The organism is Vibrio sp. 10N.222.49.A3 (genome assembly GCF_041475145.1).
GTDB lineage: Bacteria > Pseudomonadota > Gammaproteobacteria > Enterobacterales > Vibrionaceae > Vibrio > Vibrio tasmaniensis_A.
The window spans coordinates 1-22,387 of record NZ_JBFRVM010000054.1 but is presented as its reverse complement, the minus strand read 5'-3'; the positions used below and the strand labels follow the sequence as shown (position 1 = coordinate 22,387).

Annotated in this window: 19 protein-coding genes and 1 pseudogene; 11 read left to right on the top strand and 9 right to left on the bottom strand. The window is 43.0% G+C overall.

The genetic code is table 11. The annotated features are described in order from the left end of the window. Nucleotides 1–54: 54 nt before the first annotated feature. From AB4589_RS10945 to dsbD, 5 genes are read left to right on the top strand one after another with little or no spacing between them, the layout of a single operon-like run. Nucleotides 55–519 (top strand): TlpA disulfide reductase family protein, encoded by a 465-nt coding sequence (locus tag AB4589_RS10945; RefSeq protein WP_065105139.1) that lies wholly within the window; start codon nucleotides 55–57, stop codon nucleotides 517–519. Further along, nucleotides 519–1,016 carry a DUF4266 domain-containing protein gene (locus AB4589_RS10940; protein WP_017107673.1) on the top strand — a complete coding sequence of 166 codons (498 nt, stop codon included), beginning with the start codon at nucleotides 519–521 and terminating at the stop codon, nucleotides 1,014–1,016. The genes AB4589_RS10945 and AB4589_RS10940 overlap by 1 nt, the downstream gene beginning before the upstream one ends. A 51-nt stretch (nucleotides 1,017–1,067) precedes the next feature. Continuing rightward, entirely contained in the window at nucleotides 1,068–2,294 is a 1,227-nt protein-coding gene (locus tag AB4589_RS10935; protein WP_017083026.1) for a DUF3570 domain-containing protein, read from the top strand. Beyond that, nucleotides 2,284–3,207 carry an FAD:protein FMN transferase gene (locus AB4589_RS10930; protein ID WP_061021281.1) on the top strand — a complete coding sequence of 308 codons (924 nt, stop codon included), beginning with the start codon at nucleotides 2,284–2,286 and terminating at the stop codon, nucleotides 3,205–3,207. The genes AB4589_RS10935 and AB4589_RS10930 overlap by 11 nt, the downstream gene beginning before the upstream one ends. Then, nucleotides 3,204–5,000, top strand: coding sequence for a protein-disulfide reductase DsbD (gene dsbD / locus AB4589_RS10925; protein ID WP_372100418.1), 1,797 nt, complete (start codon nucleotides 3,204–3,206; stop codon nucleotides 4,998–5,000). The genes AB4589_RS10930 and dsbD overlap by 4 nt, the downstream gene beginning before the upstream one ends. Nucleotides 5,001–5,082: 82 nt before the next feature. Here dsbD and AB4589_RS10920 read toward each other — a convergent pair whose 3' ends face one another. Both AB4589_RS10920 and AB4589_RS10915 read right to left on the bottom strand, forming a co-directional pair. Continuing rightward, nucleotides 5,083–6,213: a phosphotransferase gene (locus AB4589_RS10920; protein WP_372100416.1), complete on the bottom strand. Its 1,131-nt coding sequence runs from the start codon at nucleotides 6,211–6,213 to the stop codon at nucleotides 5,083–5,085. An 11-nt stretch (nucleotides 6,214–6,224) separates the two neighbouring features. Continuing rightward, entirely contained in the window at nucleotides 6,225–6,509 is a 285-nt protein-coding gene (locus AB4589_RS10915; RefSeq protein ID WP_372100414.1) for a GNAT family N-acetyltransferase, read from the bottom strand. 315 nt (nucleotides 6,510–6,824) lie between these two features. On the opposite strand from AB4589_RS10915, the gene AB4589_RS10910 reads away from it, so the two are divergent. Beyond that, the gene (locus tag AB4589_RS10910) at nucleotides 6,825–7,571 is read left to right on the top strand and encodes a flagellar brake protein (protein WP_009846168.1); all 747 of its coding nucleotides are present in this window, start codon (nucleotides 6,825–6,827) and stop codon (nucleotides 7,569–7,571) included. 194 nt (nucleotides 7,572–7,765) lie between these two features. On the opposite strand, the gene AB4589_RS10905 is transcribed toward AB4589_RS10910, so the two are convergent. Next, nucleotides 7,766–10,126 carry a Lon protease family protein gene (locus AB4589_RS10905; protein WP_009846167.1) on the bottom strand — a complete coding sequence of 787 codons (2,361 nt, stop codon included), beginning with the start codon at nucleotides 10,124–10,126 and terminating at the stop codon, nucleotides 7,766–7,768. A gap of 240 nt (nucleotides 10,127–10,366) precedes the next feature. On the opposite strand from AB4589_RS10905, the gene AB4589_RS10900 reads away from it, so the two are divergent. From AB4589_RS10900 to AB4589_RS10885, 4 genes and pseudogenes are all read left to right on the top strand, one after another. Continuing rightward, entirely contained in the window at nucleotides 10,367–10,861 is a 495-nt protein-coding gene (locus tag AB4589_RS10900) for a hypothetical protein (protein ID WP_102258353.1), read from the top strand. 12 nt (nucleotides 10,862–10,873) lie between these two features. Further along, on the top strand, nucleotides 10,874–12,502 hold the full coding sequence (locus tag AB4589_RS10895; RefSeq protein ID WP_372100413.1) for an ABC transporter ATP-binding protein: 1,629 nt from the start codon (nucleotides 10,874–10,876) through the stop codon (nucleotides 12,500–12,502). Between the two features lie 994 nt (nucleotides 12,503–13,496). Beyond that, a pseudogene (locus AB4589_RS10890) lies at nucleotides 13,497–14,258 on the top strand (IS5 family transposase). 248 nt (nucleotides 14,259–14,506) lie between these two features. Then, a complete protein-coding gene (locus tag AB4589_RS10885) occupies nucleotides 14,507–15,358 on the top strand; it encodes an AraC family transcriptional regulator (protein WP_372100411.1) in 852 nt (283 codons plus the stop codon). On the opposite strand, the gene AB4589_RS10880 is transcribed toward AB4589_RS10885, so the two are convergent. From AB4589_RS10880 to AB4589_RS10865, 4 genes are all read right to left on the bottom strand, one after another. Next, on the bottom strand, nucleotides 15,355–15,675 hold the full coding sequence (locus tag AB4589_RS10880; RefSeq protein WP_372100409.1) for an AzlD domain-containing protein: 321 nt from the start codon (nucleotides 15,673–15,675) through the stop codon (nucleotides 15,355–15,357). The two genes, AB4589_RS10885 and AB4589_RS10880, sit on opposite strands and share 4 nt — an antisense overlap. Continuing rightward, nucleotides 15,672–16,382, bottom strand: a complete 711-nt coding sequence (locus AB4589_RS10875; protein ID WP_372100407.1) for an AzlC family ABC transporter permease — start codon at nucleotides 16,380–16,382, stop codon at nucleotides 15,672–15,674. Before AB4589_RS10875 ends, AB4589_RS10880 begins: the two co-directional genes overlap by 4 nt. 76 nt (nucleotides 16,383–16,458) lie before the next feature. Next, the gene (gene eno / locus AB4589_RS10870) at nucleotides 16,459–17,736 is read right to left on the bottom strand and encodes a phosphopyruvate hydratase (protein WP_372100405.1); all 1,278 of its coding nucleotides are present in this window, start codon (nucleotides 17,734–17,736) and stop codon (nucleotides 16,459–16,461) included. Between the two features lie 2 nt (nucleotides 17,737–17,738). After that, on the bottom strand, nucleotides 17,739–19,427 hold the full coding sequence (locus AB4589_RS10865; RefSeq protein WP_372100403.1) for a hypothetical protein: 1,689 nt from the start codon (nucleotides 19,425–19,427) through the stop codon (nucleotides 17,739–17,741). Between the two features lie 283 nt (nucleotides 19,428–19,710). On the opposite strand from AB4589_RS10865, the gene AB4589_RS10860 reads away from it, so the two are divergent. After that, nucleotides 19,711–20,034, top strand: coding sequence for a hypothetical protein (locus AB4589_RS10860; RefSeq protein WP_372100402.1), 324 nt, complete (start codon nucleotides 19,711–19,713; stop codon nucleotides 20,032–20,034). A gap of 82 nt (nucleotides 20,035–20,116) precedes the next feature. Here AB4589_RS10860 and AB4589_RS10855 read toward each other — a convergent pair whose 3' ends face one another. After that, complete coding sequence (locus AB4589_RS10855) at nucleotides 20,117–20,506, bottom strand: aconitase X swivel domain-containing protein (RefSeq protein WP_372100400.1); 390 nt, start codon at nucleotides 20,504–20,506, stop codon at nucleotides 20,117–20,119. Between the two features lie 21 nt (nucleotides 20,507–20,527). Further along, nucleotides 20,528–21,823 carry an aconitase X gene (locus AB4589_RS10850; RefSeq protein ID WP_372100398.1) on the bottom strand — a complete coding sequence of 432 codons (1,296 nt, stop codon included), beginning with the start codon at nucleotides 21,821–21,823 and terminating at the stop codon, nucleotides 20,528–20,530. Nucleotides 21,824–22,387: the final 564 nt, after the last annotated feature.

Below are 22,387 nucleotides of genomic sequence, written 5' to 3'. Positions count from 1 at the left end.
AACTTACTTAGAAACACTGAACTTTAAACACAGTTAAAAACAATGGAGAACAACATGTTTACACGAGCCTTAGCGTTATTGGCGCTATGCCTTTCTTTACCCGCATTGGCTTATCAAGAAGGCGATTCTTTATCACCAGACGTTATCGAGAAACTGCAACTTAACAACGATGAACTGACCATTATCGACTTCTTTGCAGAGTGGTGCGTCTCTTGCCGCGAAGAGCTACCGGAAGTCAATCAACTCTACACCGAACTCAAAGGCACTGGTGTCACGTTTAAAGGCGTGGACGTTGATGAAGATGTTGAGGTTGGCTTGGCGTTTCAAAAGCAACTCGGACTGGAATTCCCTGTTGTTAACGACCCTGAACAAGCATTAATTGCCGAGTTCAAGCCGATCGGCATGCCAGCGCTTTATTACATCTATCAAGGCAAGGTTATCAAGATTCGTTTTGGTGCCATCAACCACATTAGCGACGTCATTACTGACGACCTCACCAAGATGGGAGTGCAACTGTAATGCTAATCAAAGCCACCCTTGTTGGGCTACTCGCTATTCCAATGACTGCTAATGCGGCTCTTGAACTCGATCTTAGTGGTTTAGGAAAGAAGCCCGCTGAACAGCAAGCCAACGATAGCGGAAAAAACGAAGGCCCAATCATTGAAGAAGAGATCATCTCCAGCACCGTTTATTCAAGTGGCGGTGATTATTCAAACCCAGAAGCGAAACGTGCAACCAGACGAAATATTGAAATGGTGAAACCCAAGGCAAAGCAACTGGTTATCGAACAGAAAGCACAAGAAGTAAGCAACAAACCTTCTGCTCTGGCTTTCGTTGATGAGTTTCTTGGTATTGAACCTGTAAAGCCTTGGGAAAAAGGCACATTGGCTCAAAAAGAGATGAAACCCGGTGGCCCGGTGCCTGAATTCGACGTCTTTTCTGAAAAGGTCTTCGCTTACAAACAAGGTTCCGTCGGCGGCAGTGGTGTTGGTGGCGGTGGCTGTGGTTGTAACTAACCGCTCCATCAATGAACAAATCAGTATTTAAAAAAACAAAATAAGAACAAAATGAAAAAATTACCAATTACGCTGCTGAGTGCAGCGGCAGTGGCTAACGTGGCATTAGCTGAAGATCATATCTCTGTTCATTACCTGAGCTATGAGGAATACGATGACAGAGTATCAGCCAATGACACCATGGTTTCGATTGAAAAAAGTATCGGCTTAGATTGGACACTCAACGCAGAAATAAGCTACGACAGTGTTTCTGGCGCCTCACCAGCGTGGGGACCAACGACACCTCTTGCTTCGAATGCCGACCAGATAAATCGCGCCCTAAAAACTCAACAGGCACAGAATAAAACCGACGAGGTTATTCGTGCAGGCTACGACCCTCATCGCAGTGGCTATGAAATCCAAAAAGTAGGCCTTGAAGACACCAGAAAATCCATCAGCTTAAGCGCGACCTATCGCGACACCTTACGTAATGAATGGACCTTAGGTGGCAACGCATCTCAAGAAGAAGATTATGAAAGCCTTGGCATTAACGCCAAAGGTTTGGTCTATGCCGATAGCACTAAAAACCGCTCTTACAGTCTAGGGGGCTCTGCCCTTTTCGATCAGACTCAAGCATTCGGCAAATACTCGCTGGCTTCATCAAACAGCCAAAGCTGGGAAGACATTTTTACGGGCAGTTTAGAAGCCGGATTATCACAAACCTTCACGCCGAATCTATACAGCATTTTTACTGCTTACACGGGTTACCGAAGTGGCTATTTGAGCAATCACTATTTAACGGTTCTGCGTGAAGTCGATATCAATGACGACGGTAAAATCGATGACGATGAAGTGTTCTTGGGGCAAGACTCTCGACCAGATACGCGACTCTCTGGCGGTATTAATATCCAAGCTTTTTACTCATTGTCCGACAGTCTAAAAATCCGACCAAGATACAAATGGTTTATGGATGATTGGGGCGTAATGTCTCACCAGTTAGGCGGCAAATTATCTTGGCGAGTGAGTGAATGGTTAACCTTGGCACCGGGCTATTTCTGGTACACGCAAGATGCAGCCGATTTCTATCGCGATCCAAGTAGTGCCGATCCTTCTTTTGCATCGTCAGGCTACGCGACTTCAGACCTTCGCTTAGGCAACTTCACGGCCAATGCCTATGAACTAGGTGCGAGTATCAAGGTACATAAGAAGTTACGCTTAAATGCGCTTGCTGCGTACTACGAACAAAGCAACGGTTTTGAAGCACAGTGGTGGGCTGTTGGAGCAACCTATGAGTTCTAACCTGCCCTTTGTACATCGCTTTCATGCCATGACCGTACCGTGTGAAGTGCAAATTTTGTCGATGGATTTGGCTAACATTCCAGAGGCAAGCGCAACAGCAATAGCGACTGAGATAGAGCAAAACACACGCCGATTGGAAGACAAATATAACTTCTACTGCGACGACTCATGGCTAACACAGCACATTAATCAGCGAGCATCATGTGATGTCGAACTCGATTCTGAATCTGCTGAGGTTTTCCAACACCTCGACCGATTAAGTCAACTGACCTTCGATACCTTTGATACTACGGTTGGCAGCATCAAACATCTTTTAAAACAAAAGCCGAAGATGTTGCACAGTCATGCTTTCCAAGCCCTGTCTTCTGCTTTGGGTAAGCAAGCGTGGGAGCTGAAAGGGACTGTCGATCTACAAAAGACAAGGCTACACGTCCCTGATTCCCGTACTCGTTTCGATTTTGGCGGCGTCATCAAAGAGTACGCCGTCGACCAAGCCGTAGCGATCGGCAAACAGCTCGGCGCGACGTCGATGTTAGTGAATTTTGGCGGTGACATCTATGCGCTGGGAACCAAACCGGATGGCTCGGCATTTAACATTGCTGTCTTAGATCCAAGAGACAACAAGACCCCATTTTTCGCCGTTCCGTTAACGAACGCAGCGCTCACGACCTCAGCTCACAGTGAACGCCAAGTGCAATTTGGTGACAAGACCACCTCTCATATTCTGTCAAAGCAAGATGTCGAGCAGAAGATCCTTTCTGTTACCGCTATCTCGTCGTCCACATTAGAAGCAGGCGTGCTCAGTACTTCACTGACATTGAACCCCAACATATCAGTACCTGAAGACAGCGCTGTTATCTACATCGACGATCAATTACACATTCACCAAAACACGGAGTTCCTTCATCCATGAAGTGCTACCTACTTACGTTAATTCTATTGTTTAGCGGCTTTTTGCATGCTCAAGAAAACGAGTTTCTTCCTGTTGAAGAAGCTTTCCCCGTAACTTGGGAAGCCACAGATCAAGGCGCGGTAATCAGCGTTGATACCCACAAGGGTTACTACCTGTATCAATCTCGATTTTCGTTCAAAGGTGAGTCGTCATTATCTACGTTAGAACCGAGTTATTCGCTGCCAGGTGAAAAGAAAGAGGATCCTAACTTTGGTAACGTCATCGTGTTTCACGAGCCCGTTACCGTTACTGTTCCTTACTCAGGAAGTGGGAAACTCACCGTGCGTTATCAAGGCTGCGCAGACAAAGGACTTTGCTACCTGCCGCAAAAGTTAGTGCTCGATTTACCGATGCTCGAAACCGTAGCTGAAACCTTGGTTGAGGAGCCATCAAACTCTCTATATCAAACCCTAGGTGAGATCAGTGAGGATACGAATGGCTTATCTTCGTTCCTATCCCAAGCCGGTAAGTTACAAGCGCTTCTTGTGTTCTTCTTGCTTGGTCTAGGCTTGTCCCTAACGCCATGTGTACTGCCGATGATTCCGATTTTGGCTAGCATCATCGGTGGCGAAAAAGCGATGACAGGCAAGAAAGGTGCGGCACTCTCCAGTTCCTATGTTCTGGGTATGGCGACTAGCTATGCCATGACGGGGATCTTAGTCACCACCTTGGCAAAAGGTGTCAACCTGCAAGCCGCGATGCAACAGCCTTGGTTGTTAAGTAGCTTTGCAGCGGTTTTTGTTCTGCTCGCATTGGCGATGTTCGGATTCTATGAACTCCAACTGCCTGCCGCCCTGCAGCAAAAGCTCAACAGCGGCTCAGACAAGCTTGGAGGCGGTAAGATCGCCAGTGTCTTTGCCATGGGCGCAATATCAGCCTTGGTTGTGTCACCTTGTGTCAGTGCTCCATTGGCTGGTGCCTTACTGTACGTCTCAACAACTCAAGACTGGGTGTTTGGCGGAGCGACTCTGTTCGTTATGGCGCTTGGTATGGGCATACCGCTTATCGCGATCGGCGCAAGTGGCGGGCGTCTGTTATTAAGAAGTGGCGCGTGGATGGTTTCAGTTAAACAAGTGTTTGGCGTGCTGCTGTTAGCTGTTGCTATCGTCCTGTTGAGCCGCTTTGTTGCTCCATCAATTATTATGATCTTATGGGCGCTGCTTGCTATCGGTTCCGGTGTGCATTTCGGTGCTTTAGAAGCCGCACAACCGGGTTGGGCGCGTACTCGTAAGTTTTCTGCTTTGTTGCCACTGGGTTACGGCCTCATTCTATTTGTCGGATTTTTCTTAGGTAATACCGATCCTCTGAACCCACTAGAAAACAGGGAGTCAGTCCAATCCATTGCGATCACTCCCTTTGAAAAAACAGACTCTGTTATTCAGCTAGAACAACAGTTGCAGACCGCAGCGAGCAGTGACCAAAAGATGCTAGTCGACCTTTACGCAGATTGGTGTGTGTCTTGTAAAGTGATTGAAACCAACGTGTTCAACGACCAACAAGTGAGCCAAAAACTTAAAGAGTGGAAGACAATAAAACTTGATGTGACAGAAAGCTCTCCAGAGCAAATGGCATGGCTCAATGATAAGAATGTATTTGGCCCTCCAGCGATTTTCTTTTACTCACCCGCCGGCGGTGAAATAGAGCCTGCGCGAGTCATGGGGGATCTTGATAAAGAGGGCTTCAATAACAAACTCAAACTTGCCAATAAGCTCGCTTACACACGAACGACAGAAGCTGATAGCCTAACGAATTAAAAACACACGCTAGATAAAATCAAAATCGCCCAATCATAAATTGGGCGATTTTTTCTTTTGTGGTTTACAGATATAAGGCAATTTATTCTGGGCTTTCTAGCTGCTCAATCACCGTTTGAGTCAATTGCTCAGTATACAGATTGATCTTCCAGTGTTCTGGACTCCAACCTTTGACAAAACGTTGAAAATCAGCCCACGCCACATAGAACATTGGTCGCCAAGCGGCTTCGATTTCATCAAACGAAAACTGTGGCTGATAGTACGTCAATGCCTCTTCCAAGTATCGGAAGTAAGTCTCTAACATCTGTGATTCAAGCTCTGCACAATCTTGCGCCCTCACTGCGCTGCTCATAAATAGAGCCACGTCTTTCATCGCACAACCATGACCCACATATTGGAAATCGACGGCAGCTGCGTTTTGGCTTTCTGAATCAAAACAGAAATTGGCAAGCTTGGCGTCGCCATGTACCAAAGTTTGATATGGACATTCTTTTAGTAAACGGTCGATGTGCTTGGCTTGGTTCTTCAATGGTAAGTCAGTCAACGCATTAAACTCATCAGGGCGTGTGTCTAAATGCCAGTATGTGCCGACTTGCCACAATGATGCAGACTGCTCTTGGTCGATATGGATGTACTTTGCATGAAAGTTAGCGAGCCATTTAAGAGAAGCATCGCGTTGTTTTTGCTCTTCTAGTGTGTAACCAGACGCCAGTTCAGGCTGAGTCTCTTTGGTTGCCAGATCGTAAGAGGCAGCAAGCACATCAAACTGAGAGATCAACGGAAAGCCGATTTCGGCCAAGTCTTGCATCACAATCAGCCACTCGTTTTCTTGTAACTCACATTGCAACCCTACAGGTACAGGGCAACGCTCATCCCACTCTTGGGTAAACGACTGATACCAAGCCGTTTCCACTTGGTAAGAGTGCACCTTTCGTTGGTGAGAGAGTTTGGTATTCCAACCCTTTGGGTGTTCTGCTTTATCTGGCAACGCGACATGTTTAACAATCACACTTTTCAGTTCAGCATGGCCTTCTTGAGAAAAGACCAAGCGAACTAACTCGCCATATCCACCCCACAGGCGTTGAATCACTTGGACATCAAACCCTTCATGACAACCCAACGAGGTCGCTATTTTTTGATAAAGATCAGGCTGATTTTGACTTGAACTCGCTTCAGGTTGAGCCCGATTATTTGACGATATTGATTGAGACATATTACTCGTTGCTATGCTTTATCAGGTAGAAGATGTGGCCACTGTGGCTGCCTATTCATGTAGTGAACGACATAGCTACAAACTGGCACAATTTTAAAACCTGCTTGTTCAATTTCAGGCAGTACCGACTCCATCATCACCTTACCGAAGCCCTTACTTTGAAGCTCATCAGGAATACGTGTCGATGTGATATGTAGTACATCTCCGTCCTTTTGATACTTAACAACCGCGAACTGGTTGGGTTTTAGCTCAACTGTGATCTGGTTCGCTTCTTGAACCCATTTTGTTGCGTGCATTCTCAACTCCTGAAAATAATTGATACGACAAACAATAAAAATTTGAAGTATTCATTCCTTGTAATAGACTAACTCAAGCTCATACAAATAGAACTAAGTACTTGCAAACAAAGTAAATAACTCTGTGCCACCGGCTTAATAACGAATTAGTAAAGATAAAGGCACTCTATAAAACCATGCAGGTACATTTAGCCAGCATATGTAATTGCACTTAATTTATGTAATTGCACCTACTAAATCTAGCACGTATTTGCCCCTTATTAGTAAGTTACCAATATAACAAACAGACGCATGTTGGCGCATGGAGAACATATAATGAACGCACCACTGAAGAAGCCTTTGGAGCATAATCAGGCACTTCAAGATCCTCGTAACCGCACCGTTTCTACGTTAAATAGCACCGATGCACTGGCTATGATAGAGCACGGTAGTGAACTAACATTAAATGTATCGACTCCAGTTGGTACTAAGTTTCTCGCCACCACCAAATTTATCGGTACACACAGTGATAACTGCATTGTGGTTGAGGTTCCCGACGTATCCAACGACGATCTGAGCTTTTTCTTCCAAGAAGGTTTTTGGATGACAGCTCGTGCGTACTCTCTGCGAGGAGAAGGCGCTCTTATCCACTTTAAAAGCCAAATTCACCATAGGATTGGAGATCCCTTCCCTATACTTGTGCTTTCAACACCAAGCTCGATGCAAGTAACCCAACTGCGTAAAGAGACACGCTACGAGGTGAACTTAGCTTCCAGAATCATCTTCAACGATCAACGAGCAAACTGTGAGATTAGAGACTTATCGAAAAGTGGTTGTCGTTTTGTTACCTCACCTACTTCTCGTGCGATTCAAATTGCCGATCGAGTATCTATTGAAGTTACACCTGAGAACTACAATGGCCCACTTATACCGCCATTGAAAGGCATCATCTGTAATCTCCAAAAATCAACGCACTACGCTCGATACGGGGTAGAATTTGATGATATTGGCCGCTCTAATGCCAAACACTTATTGGCGAAGCTGAAGTTCGATGGCACCAAGCTCTGTTTGCGAAATAGGTAAAGTCATTTAGCACATTGCTTTCACCGAATACCGTAAGCAGACCAGATACAGACGACTTAATAGCGAGCAAAGTCGCAATCAAAAAAGCCATCGATTTTTATGTCGATGGCTTTTTAGTTTTGTTTATTTGTCTATTTGTCTGATTTTCAAACACTTATCTAATTAAAAAGCTAGCTGGGTCTATAGATATTAGACTATTTACGCAGTGCGTTCAGTTTAGCTTGAGCGATACCAAAGATAGTATCGATTGGATAACTACCTTCGTCACTCGCCTCACCGGCGGCTTTGCCTGTAAACAGCTCAATCGCTTCGGTCACATGGTCGATAGCCCAAATATTAAACTCGCCCTTTTCAACCGCTTTTACGATGTCATTACGCAGCATCAGATTGTGAACATTTGAACGTGGGATGATCACCCCTTGCTCATTTGAACGTCCTTTGATTTCGCACACATCAAAGAAGCCTTCAATTTTCTCATTCACACCACCAATAGGCTGGGACTCACCGAACTGGTTCATCGAGCCGGTAATCGCGATGTCTTGACGGTTCGGCTGCTTAGAGAATGCAGACACTACCGCACAGAACTCGGCCATACTCGCGCTATCACCATCGACGCCACCGTACGATTGTTCGAAAGTGATATTGGTAGTAAGCGGTACTTTCGCTGTCTTACCAAATACCGAAGAAAGGTAAGCCGATAAGATCATCACCCCTTTCGAGTGAATACTGCCACCTAGGTCTACGTTTCTCTCTATATCAATCACTTCACCGTCACCATAAGCCGTGGTTGCCGTGATCCGGTTCGGTGCGCCAAACATATGATCAGTCGTACTGAGTACAGACAGCGCATTGACCTGCCCAACCGCCTGACCATCCACATGAATCAGTGTTGTACCGTTGGTGAAGGTTTCCATGACGCTGTCTTGCAGTCGCCCGACACGCATCTGTTGGTTAGATAGCGCTTGGTCGACATGCGTAGCACGAATCAGGTTCGACTTCGCCCCTTTCGCCACGTAGTTTGACTCACGAAGCAGGTTGGCAATGTGTGCCGAGTGCAACGACAACTTACTTTGGTCACCCGCCTGACGAGAACTGTGCTCAATGATGCGAGCAATCGCTTTGCGATCACAATGCAGCATGTTGTTGTCGTGCACGATGCTTGAAATGAAGCGTGCGTAATGCATTTCAGAATCCGCAGTACGCTTCATCTCATCTTCAAAATCGGCCGTCACACGGAACAATTCACCAAACTCCGCATCGTAATGTTGCAGTAGTTGATAAGTTCGATAATCACCAAACAGGATGATCTTAACGTCCAATGGAATAGGCTCAGGATCAAGCGATACCGCCCCCGTTAACGTGACCTCTTTTTCTAATGACGTGAAGCTCAATTGACGCGAACGCAGCGCGCGCTTCAAGCCTTCCCATACATAAGGTTGTTCAAGTACTTTGACCGCATCCATCAGCAAGACGCCGCCATTGGCTCTATGTAAGCTACCTGCGCGGATCAAAGAGAAGTCTGTAAATACGGTGCCTTTGAACGTTGCCGTTTCGACATAGCCAAACAGAGAGTGATAATTCGGATTCTCTTCCACCACGATCGGCAGAGTCTCCTCCTTCTGGCTCACAATCACGTTCACCTTGTAGCGACGTGGCATTTTCTTGTCCAAAGAGGCGGTTGCAACTTCTGCTTGCTCTGTACTCTCTTCTAAGAAAATATCTGCGTTGTCGACAATGTCTTTACGCAGTGCTGTCAGGTACTTTTTAATATCAGGATATTGGCTGTAATCTTGCTTCAACTGCTTGATGAAGTGGGTAATAACATCTCGCGCCGTATCATCATTCAACTTTTGAACTTTCTCTGTGTACGTCTCTTCAAGCTCGGTCAGTTCACGAGAAATGGTCCGCAGCCCGACTTCCAATCCATCAATGGTTTTATCGAATTGATCTTGCTCTTCTGGCGTGAGTAAGTCGAAGCTCTCTTCGGTATGAAGATCATCGCCATTCATCGCGACAAATTGGTAGTCACCCTGAGTCGTGATCGTCAGGTTAATGCCCTTATCTTTTGCTTCTTGACTGATCGCTTCTAACGCCGCTTGTTGCTTAGCGGCCAACTGATTTTTTAATCGGTCAGCGCGGTTAAAGTACATCTCGTTATCGAATGCGAGTGGCATTGCTTTAAGAAGCTTACGCATCAGCTTTTCAATATCTTGCTTCAAACTGCTGCCAACACCACGAGGTAATTTCAGCACCTTAGGTGTACGAATGTCTTCAAAATTCGCGATATAGCACCAATCAAAAAGCTCCTGTACTTCTTGAGGATGTCGGTTTAGGTAGCGCAAGATCATGGTGCGTTTACCAAGACCATTTCGACCTATCGCATAAATGTTGTAACCCTTTTCCTTGATTGACATCGCGAACTCAACGGCCTTTTGTGCGCGTTCTTGCCCGACGATTTCGTCAATTGGAGCCAGTTCTTTGGTCGACTTACATGGTAGCTTATCGAGTTCCGCTACCTTATACAGCTGTTCTGTATTGAGTCTTTGCATCGCCATCGCCGCCTCCTTAGTCCTTCATTACTTGGGTGTAGATAAAATCAGTGTAGATGTAATTACCTATAAATTTAGTGACTTACGCTGCACAGCTGTTCAACTGAACAAATAACACTCAATTTACCCCGTTTTTAGCAATAACGAGAGATTTAATTCACCAACTTAGCATGTGAATGATTTTAATTTGCAATTGATAATAAATATCATTAACATTTTAGGATGTTTAAAATTAAGGATGTGGACATGGAAATTGAACGCTGCTGGATGCACTACCTAAAAGCTGAACAGTTAATGGAACAAGGTCATTGGCCCGAAGCACAGCGCCTCTATAATGATGTTCTCACCTCTCTTCCTCATCACATCCAAAACGCGGCATACCAAAGTGACATCAAACCCTGCCAGTTTGCTTGCTTAATTTCAGGCCTTAGAGACGCCAGTGTCGCTCAATCCGAGATTCTCAATCGTTTAGGCCAGCACCAACAAGCCTTCGATACCTTGAACCAATCTTATGCATTGATGCAATTTATCTCTCTTGAAGGTACAGAGTTGATTCAACGTACCTTTAGGTTATTGGAAAAGCAGAGCGAAGATTTACTCAATCACCTGATCGCATTTTGCAGTGCTCAGCGCAGCTCACATTGGATGCTCGAGCTAGAACAAATTCAACGCGCTCATCACCATTTTGGGCAGCTTAAAACCACTTCAGAAGTTCAATCTTCACCTAATGTCTTAAATTGATAAGGATATATCATGTCGGACCGGGCCATTCTTAAAGTTAATAATCTCTCCGTTAAATTCATAACCAATGATGGAATCATTGATGCGGTAAAAAAGATTAACTTTACTCTTAATTCTAGTGAAACCTTGGCCATTGTTGGCGAATCGGGTTCAGGTAAATCTGTCTCTTCCAACGCTTTAATGCGTTTGCTTCCTGATAACGCCATCATTGATGCTCAATCGGAAATCGAATTTGAAGGTCAGTCGATACTCAAAAAGACTGAACGAGAGATGCAGTCAATTCGTGGTGACAGGATCGGAATGATCTTTCAAGAACCAATGACCTCTCTCAACCCATACCTGCGCGTGGGCACACAAGTGGCTGAAGCCATTATGTGTCATCGTAATGTATCGAAATCAAAAGCAAAACAGCGCGTGTTAGAGCTCTTCAATCTGGTTCATTTACCAATGCCAGAGCAGGCTTACACCAAATACCCGCATGAATTTTCGGGTGGTCAGTTACAGCGCATCATGATCGCAATGGCACTGATCAATGAACCGGATATTCTAATTGCCGATGAACCCACCACTGCATTGGATGTGACTGTTCAGGCGGAAGTACTTTCTCTTATCAAAGAGATTCAAGGCAAAATGGGGATGGCGATTTTGTTCATCACCCATGACCTAGGCGTCGTGAAACACTTTGCCGACCGTGTACTCGTCATGTGTAAAGGAGAATTGGTTGAAGAAGGGCAAACGCAAGAGCTGTTCGATAACCCTAAGCACGACTACACGCGCATGCTGATTAACTCGATTCCGAAAGGCGCTAAGGTTCCTGTTGAAGCGACAGCCCCAGAGTTATTGTGCGCTGACGACATCAGAGTTCAGTTCTTGGTCAAATCACACTTTATCAAAAGTAAAAGCCAGTACTTCGAAGCCGTAAAAGGCATTTCGTTGAATCTTAAGCAAGGCGAAACGCTAGGCATTGTTGGTGAATCTGGATCAGGTAAATCGACCCTTGGACGTGCATTAATCGGCTTGCTGCCAAGCAGCGGACGCATCGTTTACAAAGGCCAAGACGTCAGCTTATTGAACGACAAAGAACGTCACAAGCTTAAGAAAGATGTTCAGATGGTGTTCCAAGATCCTTATGGTTCTTTATCACCACGGATGACGGTTGGGGAGATCATCACCGAAGGCTTAACGGTGCATCAACCTCATCTATCCAAGAAAGAGAGATTAGAAAGAGCTCGCAAAGCGTTGATTGAGGTTCGTTTAGAGCCAAACTCAATTAACCGCTATCCGCATGAGTTCTCTGGAGGACAAAGACAACGTATCGCGATTGCTCGCGCGCTGATTCTTGAACCTTCTTTTATTTTGCTGGACGAACCAACTTCGGCACTCGATCGCTCAGTACAACTGACCGTGATTGACCTACTCAAAGACATTCAAGCCAAGCACAATATCGGCTTCCTGTTCATCAGCCATGACCTCTCGGTAGTGAAAGCACTGTCGGATCGTGTATTGGTGATGCAGAAGGGTGAAGTGATGGAAGAAGGGTCTGCAGAAGAGATTTTCAATGCACCGAAAAATGACTACACCAAGAAGTTAATCGCAGCGTCATTCGACTTAGAAAATAAATCGAAAAAAAATGCCGCGTAAAGGGAACTAATCAAGATTAACAGCGTCTTATAAGTACATTCTGAATAATCTCCTAATGGATTGAAATCTAGAATAGATATAGCAAAACTGGTTTGGCCGCCAAAAGAAAAATGTCGCATGGATGCGGCATTTTTCGTTTCTGGCGTATATGAAGAATCAACTCAATGATTCGAGCCAGTGATTATGAAGGTTTTCTAAAATTGACGGACTTTAAACAGGGTTAGCTGATAGTCGAGTCGCAGAGCGGCTTCGTTCAACTCGTTTTTGGACAAAAACGCGTTGGGTCAATTGCTCTACTAAATGACGCTCGGATAACGTCTGGTATCTAACTTTCTTCCTCGTCAAATCTAACGGAAATGTCTCAATGAATTTTAAGTCAAATATAGCGAATAAAATATGTCCAATGGGAGTGGGTAAAGTGATGAAGGATTATTAATCACTTGATTGATCTTATATCGATGTTAAATTCTTGTAAAAATAATCCCGCTCATTTTTAGACATTATCGGGTTGCAATTTTACAGAGTTTTGAAATCCTTCATCTGAACATAAATGAACATTTAGGCACAGAAAATGAAGACCACCGCACACCGAGGACTCTACCAGTCAAGCACCAGAAAACACCCTTTCTACTTTTAAAAAAACATCGTGATTGGCTGTGAATGGATTGAAATTCACATTCAGATCAGTGCTAATCAGATCCCAATTGTCATCCACGACAAACCCTTTACCGATACTCTGGCCAAGCAGAAACGGTTAGTTGCGAACAGAGTAAATGGCAACGCAAAACCAATACGAAAGTAGTCCCTATTAATCAGTTTCGCGCTGAGAGGTTACTTGCCGTTATGACCGTAGCTCCCTCGGTTCGAGAACCTCTGACCTTAAGGTACTATTGATGATCTTACTAGGGCGTGTTGATCTTTCATGAGTGTTTTTTGAACAGCATGGTAAAGAGTTATAATTTGCTTCGCCAAAAGTAAAACCATAACCAATACCATGCCAAGAACAATGCTAACTGATATTCGCTGGGAACTGCTACTCCAAGTTATGAAAAGTACAGGTCGTATTTACGATAAAACTGAACATCGAATGACATTTGAAGGAATACTTTATCGAATGAGAACAGGTATTCCTTAGCGAGATCTACCCTCTGAGTTTGGAGAGTGGAGTACCGTTTACAGACGATTTAATCTTGGGTCAAAGAAAGGGATTTTAGATAATATTTTCAAAAGCTTATCTAGTATGGCTGATTTTGAATGGGTGTTTCTTGATGGCTCTATAGTTAGAGCACATCAGCATAGTACAGGTGCAGCTACTGAAAGTTCAGAGCAAATAGGAAAAAGTCACGGGGGCAACTCAACCAAAATTCACTTAGCCGTAGATAGTGGTGGCCTGCCGATTTGCTTTGATTTATCAGAGGGACAACGCCACGATATAGTGCATACCGAAAGCTTAGTTGAGCAACTCGATGAAGTTAATACCATCGTTTATGATAAAGGATATGACAGCGAACCTTTCCGTACTTTTGTTAAGGAACATGGCGGAGAAACGGTAATTGCTAAACGCAATTACGGACAAGATATAGACAAAGGCAGTATGGATTGGTGTCTCTACAAGTATCGTCACTTGGTCGAAAATTCCTTTGGGAGAATTAAGCATTATCGAGCTGTTTCAAGTAGATATGACAAGCTAGAAAGGAATTATGCCAGCATGTTATCGCTGGCATTCATGTTAATGTGGCTACCGATGTATTGTTGAACGCGAAATGTACAGCAAAGATCAACACGCCCTAGTCATAAAGTATACGCTTAGCTTCATGAGCAAAATGGTACAATCCCTCTCATTTTTCTCAGATAGACAATGCCTGTTCAGCAGAGGTTCAAGTTAATGAAGGCAGCGCAGACAGAAGCTCGATAACTGCTATTTTAATATAAATTAAACTAGATATTACTCATCAGATTTTATTTAATGTAATACCACTTTCATATTAAAGTAATAACGCTGCTATGCCGGAAATTAATGAACCCATTTTTAGCAATTCAGATCTTTTAAACAAACATTTTGATCCAGATGCTATTAAGTCGCCAATTGTTCCAATTTATGCCACTTTTTCACATAAAGAAGAACACTCATTGCGGTCGAAAATGCATAGCCACTCTAAAGGGCAACTGGTTTATACTAAATCAGGCACTGCCATTGTCAGGTTAGAAAACAGCACCTACTCTATCCTACCCAACCAAATGATTTGGATTCCTAGTGGTATGATTCACAACGTTATTCTCAAAAATGACGTTGATTTTCGTGCTGTTTATATTAACCAAAAGCAATTCCCTCAACTATCGAAAAACTTCGAAACGTTTTTCGTTTCAGCGTTATTAGAAGAAATTATTGAGACTATTTGTTCATCATCATTTCACACTGATTGGATGGCAGGAACAGAGTTTCATTTACAATCGATTCTGATCAGGGAGATACAGAAATCTTCAAGTACACCACAGTGGCCTGCATTCCCTAAGGACCAGCGGGTGTGCAATTATTTGTTGAAGTTTCAGGAAAAAGGCGAAATGTTTCCTCGATTAAATGAGCTTGCTTCAAATTCTGGTGCATCCGAGAGGACAATACATCGTTTGTTTGTACAGGGTACTGGCATGAGTTATCAAAAATGGCGCCAGCAGGTTCGACTGATGCTAGCAATAGAATTGCTCTCAACTAACAAGTTGATAACCGAAATTGCTCATCATCTTGAGTTCTCAACTACTAGCGCGTTTATTTCTTTTTTTAAGAGTTACCAGGACATTACGCCTAAGAAATACCGTGATCTTCTCGCTAAATCAGGATCTAATGGTTACTTTTGTTAAGTTAACCATCTGATGAACCATAATGTAGCCATACCTATAATAAGTGTGAATGTGGAGCTGCGTGTTTTCCACATAATTAGTATTGCAACTATCGATGAACACAGTTTTGGTCCACCATCTCCTTCTAACACAGATGGTGAGGCCATCAAAGCAGGAACAATCAATGCCACAATTGCTGTGGCCGGGATTAGTTTAAGCCATTCGGCAGCAGTATCTGAAAACTGTATTTTGTCATTAAGCCAAAGGAATGAATATCGAAGCAAGAAAGTTCCAATTGTACTTATGATGAGAACCACCCAAATCATATTATCTGTCATGATAACTCCAAACTTTCTCTACGCAACCTGGCCTTTGTATATATCCCGCCAGCGAGTACACCTACGACAATCGAAAACAAAAAGCCTAAGTTATATGACCAGTGGCATGTGAACGATGAAGAGATCCCCGCAAAGCAAGTCGCCACGACAATAGCTCTGTTTTTTAGCATTGGTATGAGTAGTGAAATGAAGCATAAGGTAATTGCAAACTCTAAGTCCCAATGAGCTGGAATTAAGGAGCCACCGAAGATGCCAACAGCCGTACCTAACTGCCACACTAACCACATAGGAAATGCAGTACCAAAATAATATATGGATTTTTCTTTCGCCGTCATCTTATGGTCTTGGCAACGAAGGAATGTTAAGGCGTAGGTTTGGTCTATAAGGACATGGGCTGCCGCTATCTTACTTGCTGGGGTGAAATGGAGTTTAAGTTGGGATAAACCTGCACTGTAGATTGAGTATCTAAAGTTAATTGCAATGTGAGTTATGATCACAACTAATGGAGCTGCGCCATTAACCATTAAAGATGCCGCAGCGATTTGAGATGCCCCTGACATCAATAAGATTGAAGACATTTGGGCGACAAAAGGTGTCATTCCCGCTTGTATTGCACTGACACCTGTTAAGATGGCAAATGGTAATAAACCAAGTAATAGAGGCATTGCATCTCTACAACCGATTTTAAAAATTGAAATCAACTTCATGATTCAGTTCTCCTTAATAAACCTTACCCTTGGTCCGGAATTTCAGGGATAAGGTTTGAGGGGGGAGGAAATTATCTTAGACTACTTTAGAGATCTCATAAGGTAGCTCGTTGCTTTTTGCTATAGCGTGTTTTAATCGAAGAAGCTGATTGTATTTCGCCATAGATTCAGTTCGCGCAAATGAACCAAACTTCACTTTTGGACAGTTCAATGCAACAGCTAGATCTGAAATGCTGGTGTCTTCTGTTTCTCCAGATCGTCTTGAGATAACGATGCCGTAATCGGCTTTCTTAGCCGACTCTACAATGTTCAGTATTTCACTTAATGTACCAATCTGATTCGGCTTAACTAAAATGGAGTTCGCCATATTCATTGATAAACCAAGTTCAAATCGTTTTTGATTTGTAGTGAATAAATCATCACCGACCAACTCAATTTGATCACCTAGCAGCTTCGTAAGTTCAATCCAACCATCAAAATCATCTTCACCCAGTGGGTCTTCAATCAATGTAATTGGGTATGTTTCACATAGCTTGACGATGTATTGAATAAACTCATCGGTACCAAGAGCTCGGCCTTCTGCAGTTAACTGATATTTACCATTTTTAAAGAACATCTCCGCAGCAATATCCATGCTTAAGCAGACATCAACACCAGGCTTATAGCCGGCAGTATTAATTGCTTCTAGGAGCAGTGAAAGGCCTTCCTCATTGGATTTAAGTGCCGGCAAGAACCCACCAGTACCAGAAACGCCAGTACACATCCCACGATTGATAAGAATTGATTTTAGAGCTAAATACACATTCTTACCAACTTGCAGAGCAGACTCTAGGTCAGTCGCCTTCAGGGCGATTATCTGATAATCCTGAAAATCACAATTACCGTCACCATGCATACCTCCAGAAAGCATTGAGAAGATTGGTTGGGGAATTGACTTTTCTTTGCCTTGGCTGATGTAATCGCAAAGTGACAGATCTTTTTGTACGGCTGCGGCACGCGCTACCGCTAAAGAAACCCCCAGAATAGAGTTGGCACCTAGCTTACTCTTATTCATTGTTCCATCTAACGTAATTAGCATGTGGTCTATCTCTTTTTGAGCAAATGGAGACATGCCGCATAGCTTTGGCTTAATTGTATTTTGAACGATTTTAATTGCACTCAGTACGCCTTTACCATTGAAGCGTTCTTTATCATTATCACGAACCTCAATAGCTTCATATTTGCCCATTGAACAGCCGGCAGGGATCATGGCTCTACCGCTTTTACCACTGTCCAATACAATTTCTACTTCGAGAGTTATATCAGCTCTAGAGTCAAATACTTCACGAGCTAGTACGTCAATGATTTTAGACATTCTTATTTCTTACCATTATTTGATTCAAAATCACTAATCGTTCGAGCCAATTGTCCGTTCGGTAGTGTTAGAGGAGTTATTACAGCGTCACAATAGAGGCCCCAGCTAGCAAGAATTGCTGAGTGACCGCCTCGACCACCAGCAACCACTAAATCAATATCGTGGGTACTACGTGTGGCTGGAACTGGATCCATGCCTTCAAAGTGCGCGGGTCTAACAGGAACCAAGCCTTTTCCGTTCACTGCACCTTGGGGGTTGTGAATGTTGTTGTGTAGATATTCACGCAGATCATCCTTACTCCAACCAGCATCTTGAAGAATTTGGGAGTGGTCTGGAGTAAGTACAATCAAAATACGTCCAGGGATATAAGCATTCATACGCCCCAAGTGCGTAGCACTATCGACGATGACTTCAAGCAAGCTGTCTGCAGTTTGGCTCAGGAAGTCAACTACGTCAGTAGGTGGTTCAGCTTTCATTAGGTAAACCGTAGTGGCATCTCGGTCAAACTTCTCTTCATTCATTGTTGCCCATGGGCTGTCAGTTAGGCTCTCAGCGAAGCAATAAGAGAATTCAACAGGCGAGCCAAGACAACCTAGATCTGCTTTACCCGGATAAGCACGGCAAACATTTAGGATTGTAAGGTTTACTGCACGGCCGATGGTTGCATTGGCTCTGAAGCCCGGGCCCATGCAACCTTGACCTGAACTAATGCCTAGCTCTTTAGCAATAGGTCCACTCACAAGGACAAGGTTTCCGCCGTTATATGAGGTAGTGATTGATTGCTGGAAATTGAAAGCTGGATCTGTCATTGCACGGAAGGTTGCAATGACAATAGGTAAAAACTTAGGTTCGCAACCAGCAAGAATACTGTTGACTACGACATCATGAACGGTGATGTTCTTACCTGATGGACCGGCTTCTGGAATAATAACGGTATCTAGCGGTTCTGCGCAGTAACTCATCATCGCTTCAAAACGTTCCGTTGTAGGTGGAATAACAGGTAAACCATCACCAATTGATTGCCCTTCATAAACCTTCATTAACGAATCAAGGTCTTCATAAGGCATCATTTTGTTAGAGAGTGATGCACGATCTAGATCCATTTTTGGATTAAGTTTTGCTGCTGCTGTTAAATCTTTTCCATGAGCAGTTAAAGATTCAAGCGCATAAGCTCTCTTACCTTCAATCTGCTGTTTGATGTCATTTACAGTACTCGCTTGATAGATATCTAGGTGACAAATGCATAGTTGACCTGCACGATAATGCGCAACATGTTCAGCCAAATGATCACCTGGTGGAGATGCAATGAGTAGTGTTGGGATACCCTTTCTTTCAAGTTCAATTGAGAGAATGGTCGTCATTACCGATGTACCCATATCAGCAAGAGCCACAACTGCCGCAGTATAGTTCTCTTTAGCGAGTATTGCTGCAAGTTCACGCATTTGCTGTGTCATAGTGCCACGAACAGACTGGCGAACATGTTCAATATTATTAATTCCGTTGTCCTTAAAAAAGGCCTCAAGGCTAATAAATATTTCTTTATAATTACAGAAGCTTAATTTTGTATTATCAAAGAATAGTACTTTACCTTCCTTAAGTGACTGAATACTTGGTCGGGGTGCTAATTGCAACTCATCAATTTTATTTTCACCACGTGGGTCAAAAATAGAAATAGCCAATTCGTTGTTCATGATAATTTTTCTTTCTTGTGAGGTTTTCGATGAGAGTAATGTTAACAGTGACAGTTGAGTTTAAAATATAAAAAACATGCCGCTTTATAGTGAAAGTAAGACAATTTCGGTTACGGATGATTTTTAATTCCAAATCAATCGTATTAAATTATTTCTTAGTAAAAACTGAGTTTTTTACATATTCCATATTAAACTTCTTGTTTTTCTGTTAAAAGACACACATTTACTATAAGATTAAAAAGATAATTATCACATCTACAACTCTTTCTGGGTGGAGGTGCCAATGAATAGACTATATACATACATCAGTGCAATTAACTCTAACAACTCACTCGTTCGAATTATTAATAAGATAGAAAAAGTACAAAAAAAATTGGATGATGAAGGGGTTATTGAGGAATGTGAAATAATTTATGAGTTCGACAACAGTGTAAAGGTATTATATAAGATGGAATCAGATAGTTTTGAATCTGACCAAGGCTGTCAAGAGTGCTGGATAAGTTATAAAGTGTTAAATAATGGGGAATACTATATTTCCCCTGCGAAGAAACATTTTTACAATAAATGCCAAGAAGCATTTTGGATCAAAATGCAATCTAGGCTGTGATGTTGTTATATTAAATAACTACTGACATAAACCTCTGGCAGTATTTTAAGCCTGAATTATGCAAGCATAAATCAACTCGATTTTAAACAGTCACTTTATCACCGTTAATATTGATAAGTTGTTCGTTTTTAAACAAAGTCAAAACGTCTTCATCAAAGTTATCAAATATTGGTATGTTGATCGCCATTGCAGACTCAAACAGGATTGGGTCCACGGTATTACAGAAAATCGCCGCGGGAGCATTACCATTTTGAAATGCGTCATAAATTAAAAATGGGGCCATTGTTCCCCCTTTACCGCTTGGACATACCAATACCTTTCCTGCAAGTGAGTGTCCACATAGAGGGTGGTTTTGGATTAACAGCGCACCTGTTTGTGGATCGAAGTCACCTATAAACGAAAATGGTTGCTCTACGATAAACGCTTTTGCGGTAACATGGCCCGAGTTCAAAGGCCTTGCATGTAGTTTCATTCTTTCACCTGACGTTGTTATTTAACGTAGTAATGATTGAACACAATTTTCAATATCAGTAACTCCTACAGAGATACGGCTGTTGCTTAATTGCGTTATGTAGTGTGCTGCTTTCATAGAAGATGTCATCAATGTTTCAACATGAACCGGAATGGGTGAATCAGGTATGGTTGACATACATGTGCTGACCATCATGCCACCAGCCGTTTCAATAATCTTTGCGTAGCCCATTACCTTAGCAAGTTGATATTGTTGATGCGCTAAACCGATCCATAAATGACGATTGCTTGGAATCAATTTACCTTTAAGAAGGTTAGCAATTAAGCGAATTTCTTGAATGGATAGGTGTGGGCACCCTAACACTACCATATCTGTTGACGTGAGTTCGCGCTTAAGAGTGATTCTTTCGTCATAAGGCAATACAGAAATTGCACGACTTATCTCATTTGTTTTTGGTGAGTATTTGGCAATAGATTGACGTAATACTTGCCGATCTATAGAAATCTTCTTAATCGGGGTTCGTCCACCTAGAGCATCTTTAAGGCTGTTTGCTTCAGGTGTCACCCCAGGTACATGACATACCCCAACAGATCCCGTTACCGTAAGAGGTATCATTATTTGTTTTAAGTAATCCATGCTTAGATTACGGTCGATACCTTCGATAACTATATTATGTGCCTTGGCCTCCGTACCTAAGTAATAACCTATCGCACTCAGTTCTGACTTCGATAATTGATTGGCATCTACCCCATCAAATGTCACATGAACATCAGCTAACCGGTTAGCATCTAAAAATAAACCATAATATGGGGACCGGCCTGTTATTGCTGCCGCCAAAGTGAGTAAGGCGCCATCGCGGTTACATCTAGCCCCAATAGTGGAATTCACCAAAACCTGTCCACCAGAGCCAATCCAAGAAATGTAATCACCCTTCTTAGGTAGGTTACCAACCATAGCAGGATAACAAGTATAGGTCTGGTTAAACCCTTTCTCAGCAAAAAGTGCAGATCTGAGTTTGACATCAGGGAGTTTGGCGTTCGCATATTGCGCGTCAATTCCCATTGATTTCCATGAGCTCGGACAAAATGCTGACATGTGAGGATGTAAGGTGGTCATTACGGGCAGGGTATCAACCCCCTGAGTTAATTCTTCTAGTAGCCCTAATGGAATGTTAGGAATGACATGGGCGCTAGATATTTTTACTAGTTTTGTGGCACCAAAAGCTTTAGCGAAATTTACAAGCACTTGCATACATTTTTGAACACCCTGCCCAGCTTCACCAGAGAGGTAAGCTTTTTCAGTATCTGTTAGTTGCATAGATCACTTATCATTTATTTGATGAATAACTAAAGGCGCAAATACCTTCAATCTGATGAGGGAAGAAAGGTTAGCACCCCAGATAAAACGGAAATATCAATAATCAGAAAATTAATATTAATAAGCTGCCAATTTACTGCGTTATTCTTCATTGATAGTGACAACGGCTGATTGCTATGATCTTATATCCTTGTTTGGGGGAGACAAGATCGTAAAGCATTCAGCTGGCTGGTTGAATGTGCGGTTTGTGGGGCGCTTACAATGTTTCTATGTAGAGGTTAAAGAATAATTATGCCATTTTATGGCTTTGGCTCACATAATTTCTGATATAGCAAAACCAGATGAACAGCTTGTGAATGAGCCAAAACTCTAACGCAAAAGGGGCAAATCTGAGCTAGCAACCGCATTTAGCCATTGTGATCACCAAGCGATTCTGTCGTATCGTAACTACCAAGCGACTTTGTCATTCGCTTAATTACCGAGGGAAATTGACGGTCTCTATTTTTACGTAATCCTTTGACTAGTGCTACGAATTAGTCAGGGGTGTATAGGATGATCGTTATG

Bases quoted from the DNA above. Each gene is read 5' to 3' on its own strand.
- AB4589_RS10945 (WP_065105139.1), top strand. From the start codon at position 55: ATGTTTACACGAGCCTTAGCGTTATTGGCGCTATGCCTTTCTTTACCC.
- AB4589_RS10940 (WP_017107673.1), top strand. From the start codon at position 519: ATGCTAATCAAAGCCACCCTTGTTGGGCTACTCGCTATTCCAATGACT.
- AB4589_RS10935 (WP_017083026.1), top strand. From the start codon at position 1,068: ATGAAAAAATTACCAATTACGCTGCTGAGTGCAGCGGCAGTGGCTAAC.
- AB4589_RS10930 (WP_061021281.1), top strand. From the start codon at position 2,284: ATGAGTTCTAACCTGCCCTTTGTACATCGCTTTCATGCCATGACCGTA.
- dsbD (WP_372100418.1), top strand. From the start codon at position 3,204: ATGAAGTGCTACCTACTTACGTTAATTCTATTGTTTAGCGGCTTTTTG.
- AB4589_RS10920 (WP_372100416.1), bottom strand. From the start codon at position 6,213: ATGTCTCAATCAATATCGTCAAATAATCGGGCTCAACCTGAAGCGAGT.
- AB4589_RS10915 (WP_372100414.1), bottom strand. From the start codon at position 6,509: ATGCACGCAACAAAATGGGTTCAAGAAGCGAACCAGATCACAGTTGAG.
- AB4589_RS10910 (WP_009846168.1), top strand. From the start codon at position 6,825: ATGAACGCACCACTGAAGAAGCCTTTGGAGCATAATCAGGCACTTCAA.
- AB4589_RS10905 (WP_009846167.1), bottom strand. From the start codon at position 10,126: ATGGCGATGCAAAGACTCAATACAGAACAGCTGTATAAGGTAGCGGAA.
- AB4589_RS10900 (WP_102258353.1), top strand. From the start codon at position 10,367: ATGGAAATTGAACGCTGCTGGATGCACTACCTAAAAGCTGAACAGTTA.
- AB4589_RS10895 (WP_372100413.1), top strand. From the start codon at position 10,874: ATGTCGGACCGGGCCATTCTTAAAGTTAATAATCTCTCCGTTAAATTC.
- AB4589_RS10885 (WP_372100411.1), top strand. From the start codon at position 14,507: ATGCCGGAAATTAATGAACCCATTTTTAGCAATTCAGATCTTTTAAAC.
- AB4589_RS10880 (WP_372100409.1), bottom strand. From the start codon at position 15,675: ATGACAGATAATATGATTTGGGTGGTTCTCATCATAAGTACAATTGGA.
- AB4589_RS10875 (WP_372100407.1), bottom strand. From the start codon at position 16,382: ATGAAGTTGATTTCAATTTTTAAAATCGGTTGTAGAGATGCAATGCCT.
- eno (WP_372100405.1), bottom strand. From the start codon at position 17,736: ATGTCTAAAATCATTGACGTACTAGCTCGTGAAGTATTTGACTCTAGA.
- AB4589_RS10865 (WP_372100403.1), bottom strand. From the start codon at position 19,427: ATGAACAACGAATTGGCTATTTCTATTTTTGACCCACGTGGTGAAAAT.
- AB4589_RS10860 (WP_372100402.1), top strand. From the start codon at position 19,711: ATGAATAGACTATATACATACATCAGTGCAATTAACTCTAACAACTCA.
- AB4589_RS10855 (WP_372100400.1), bottom strand. From the start codon at position 20,506: ATGAAACTACATGCAAGGCCTTTGAACTCGGGCCATGTTACCGCAAAA.
- AB4589_RS10850 (WP_372100398.1), bottom strand. From the start codon at position 21,823: ATGCAACTAACAGATACTGAAAAAGCTTACCTCTCTGGTGAAGCTGGG.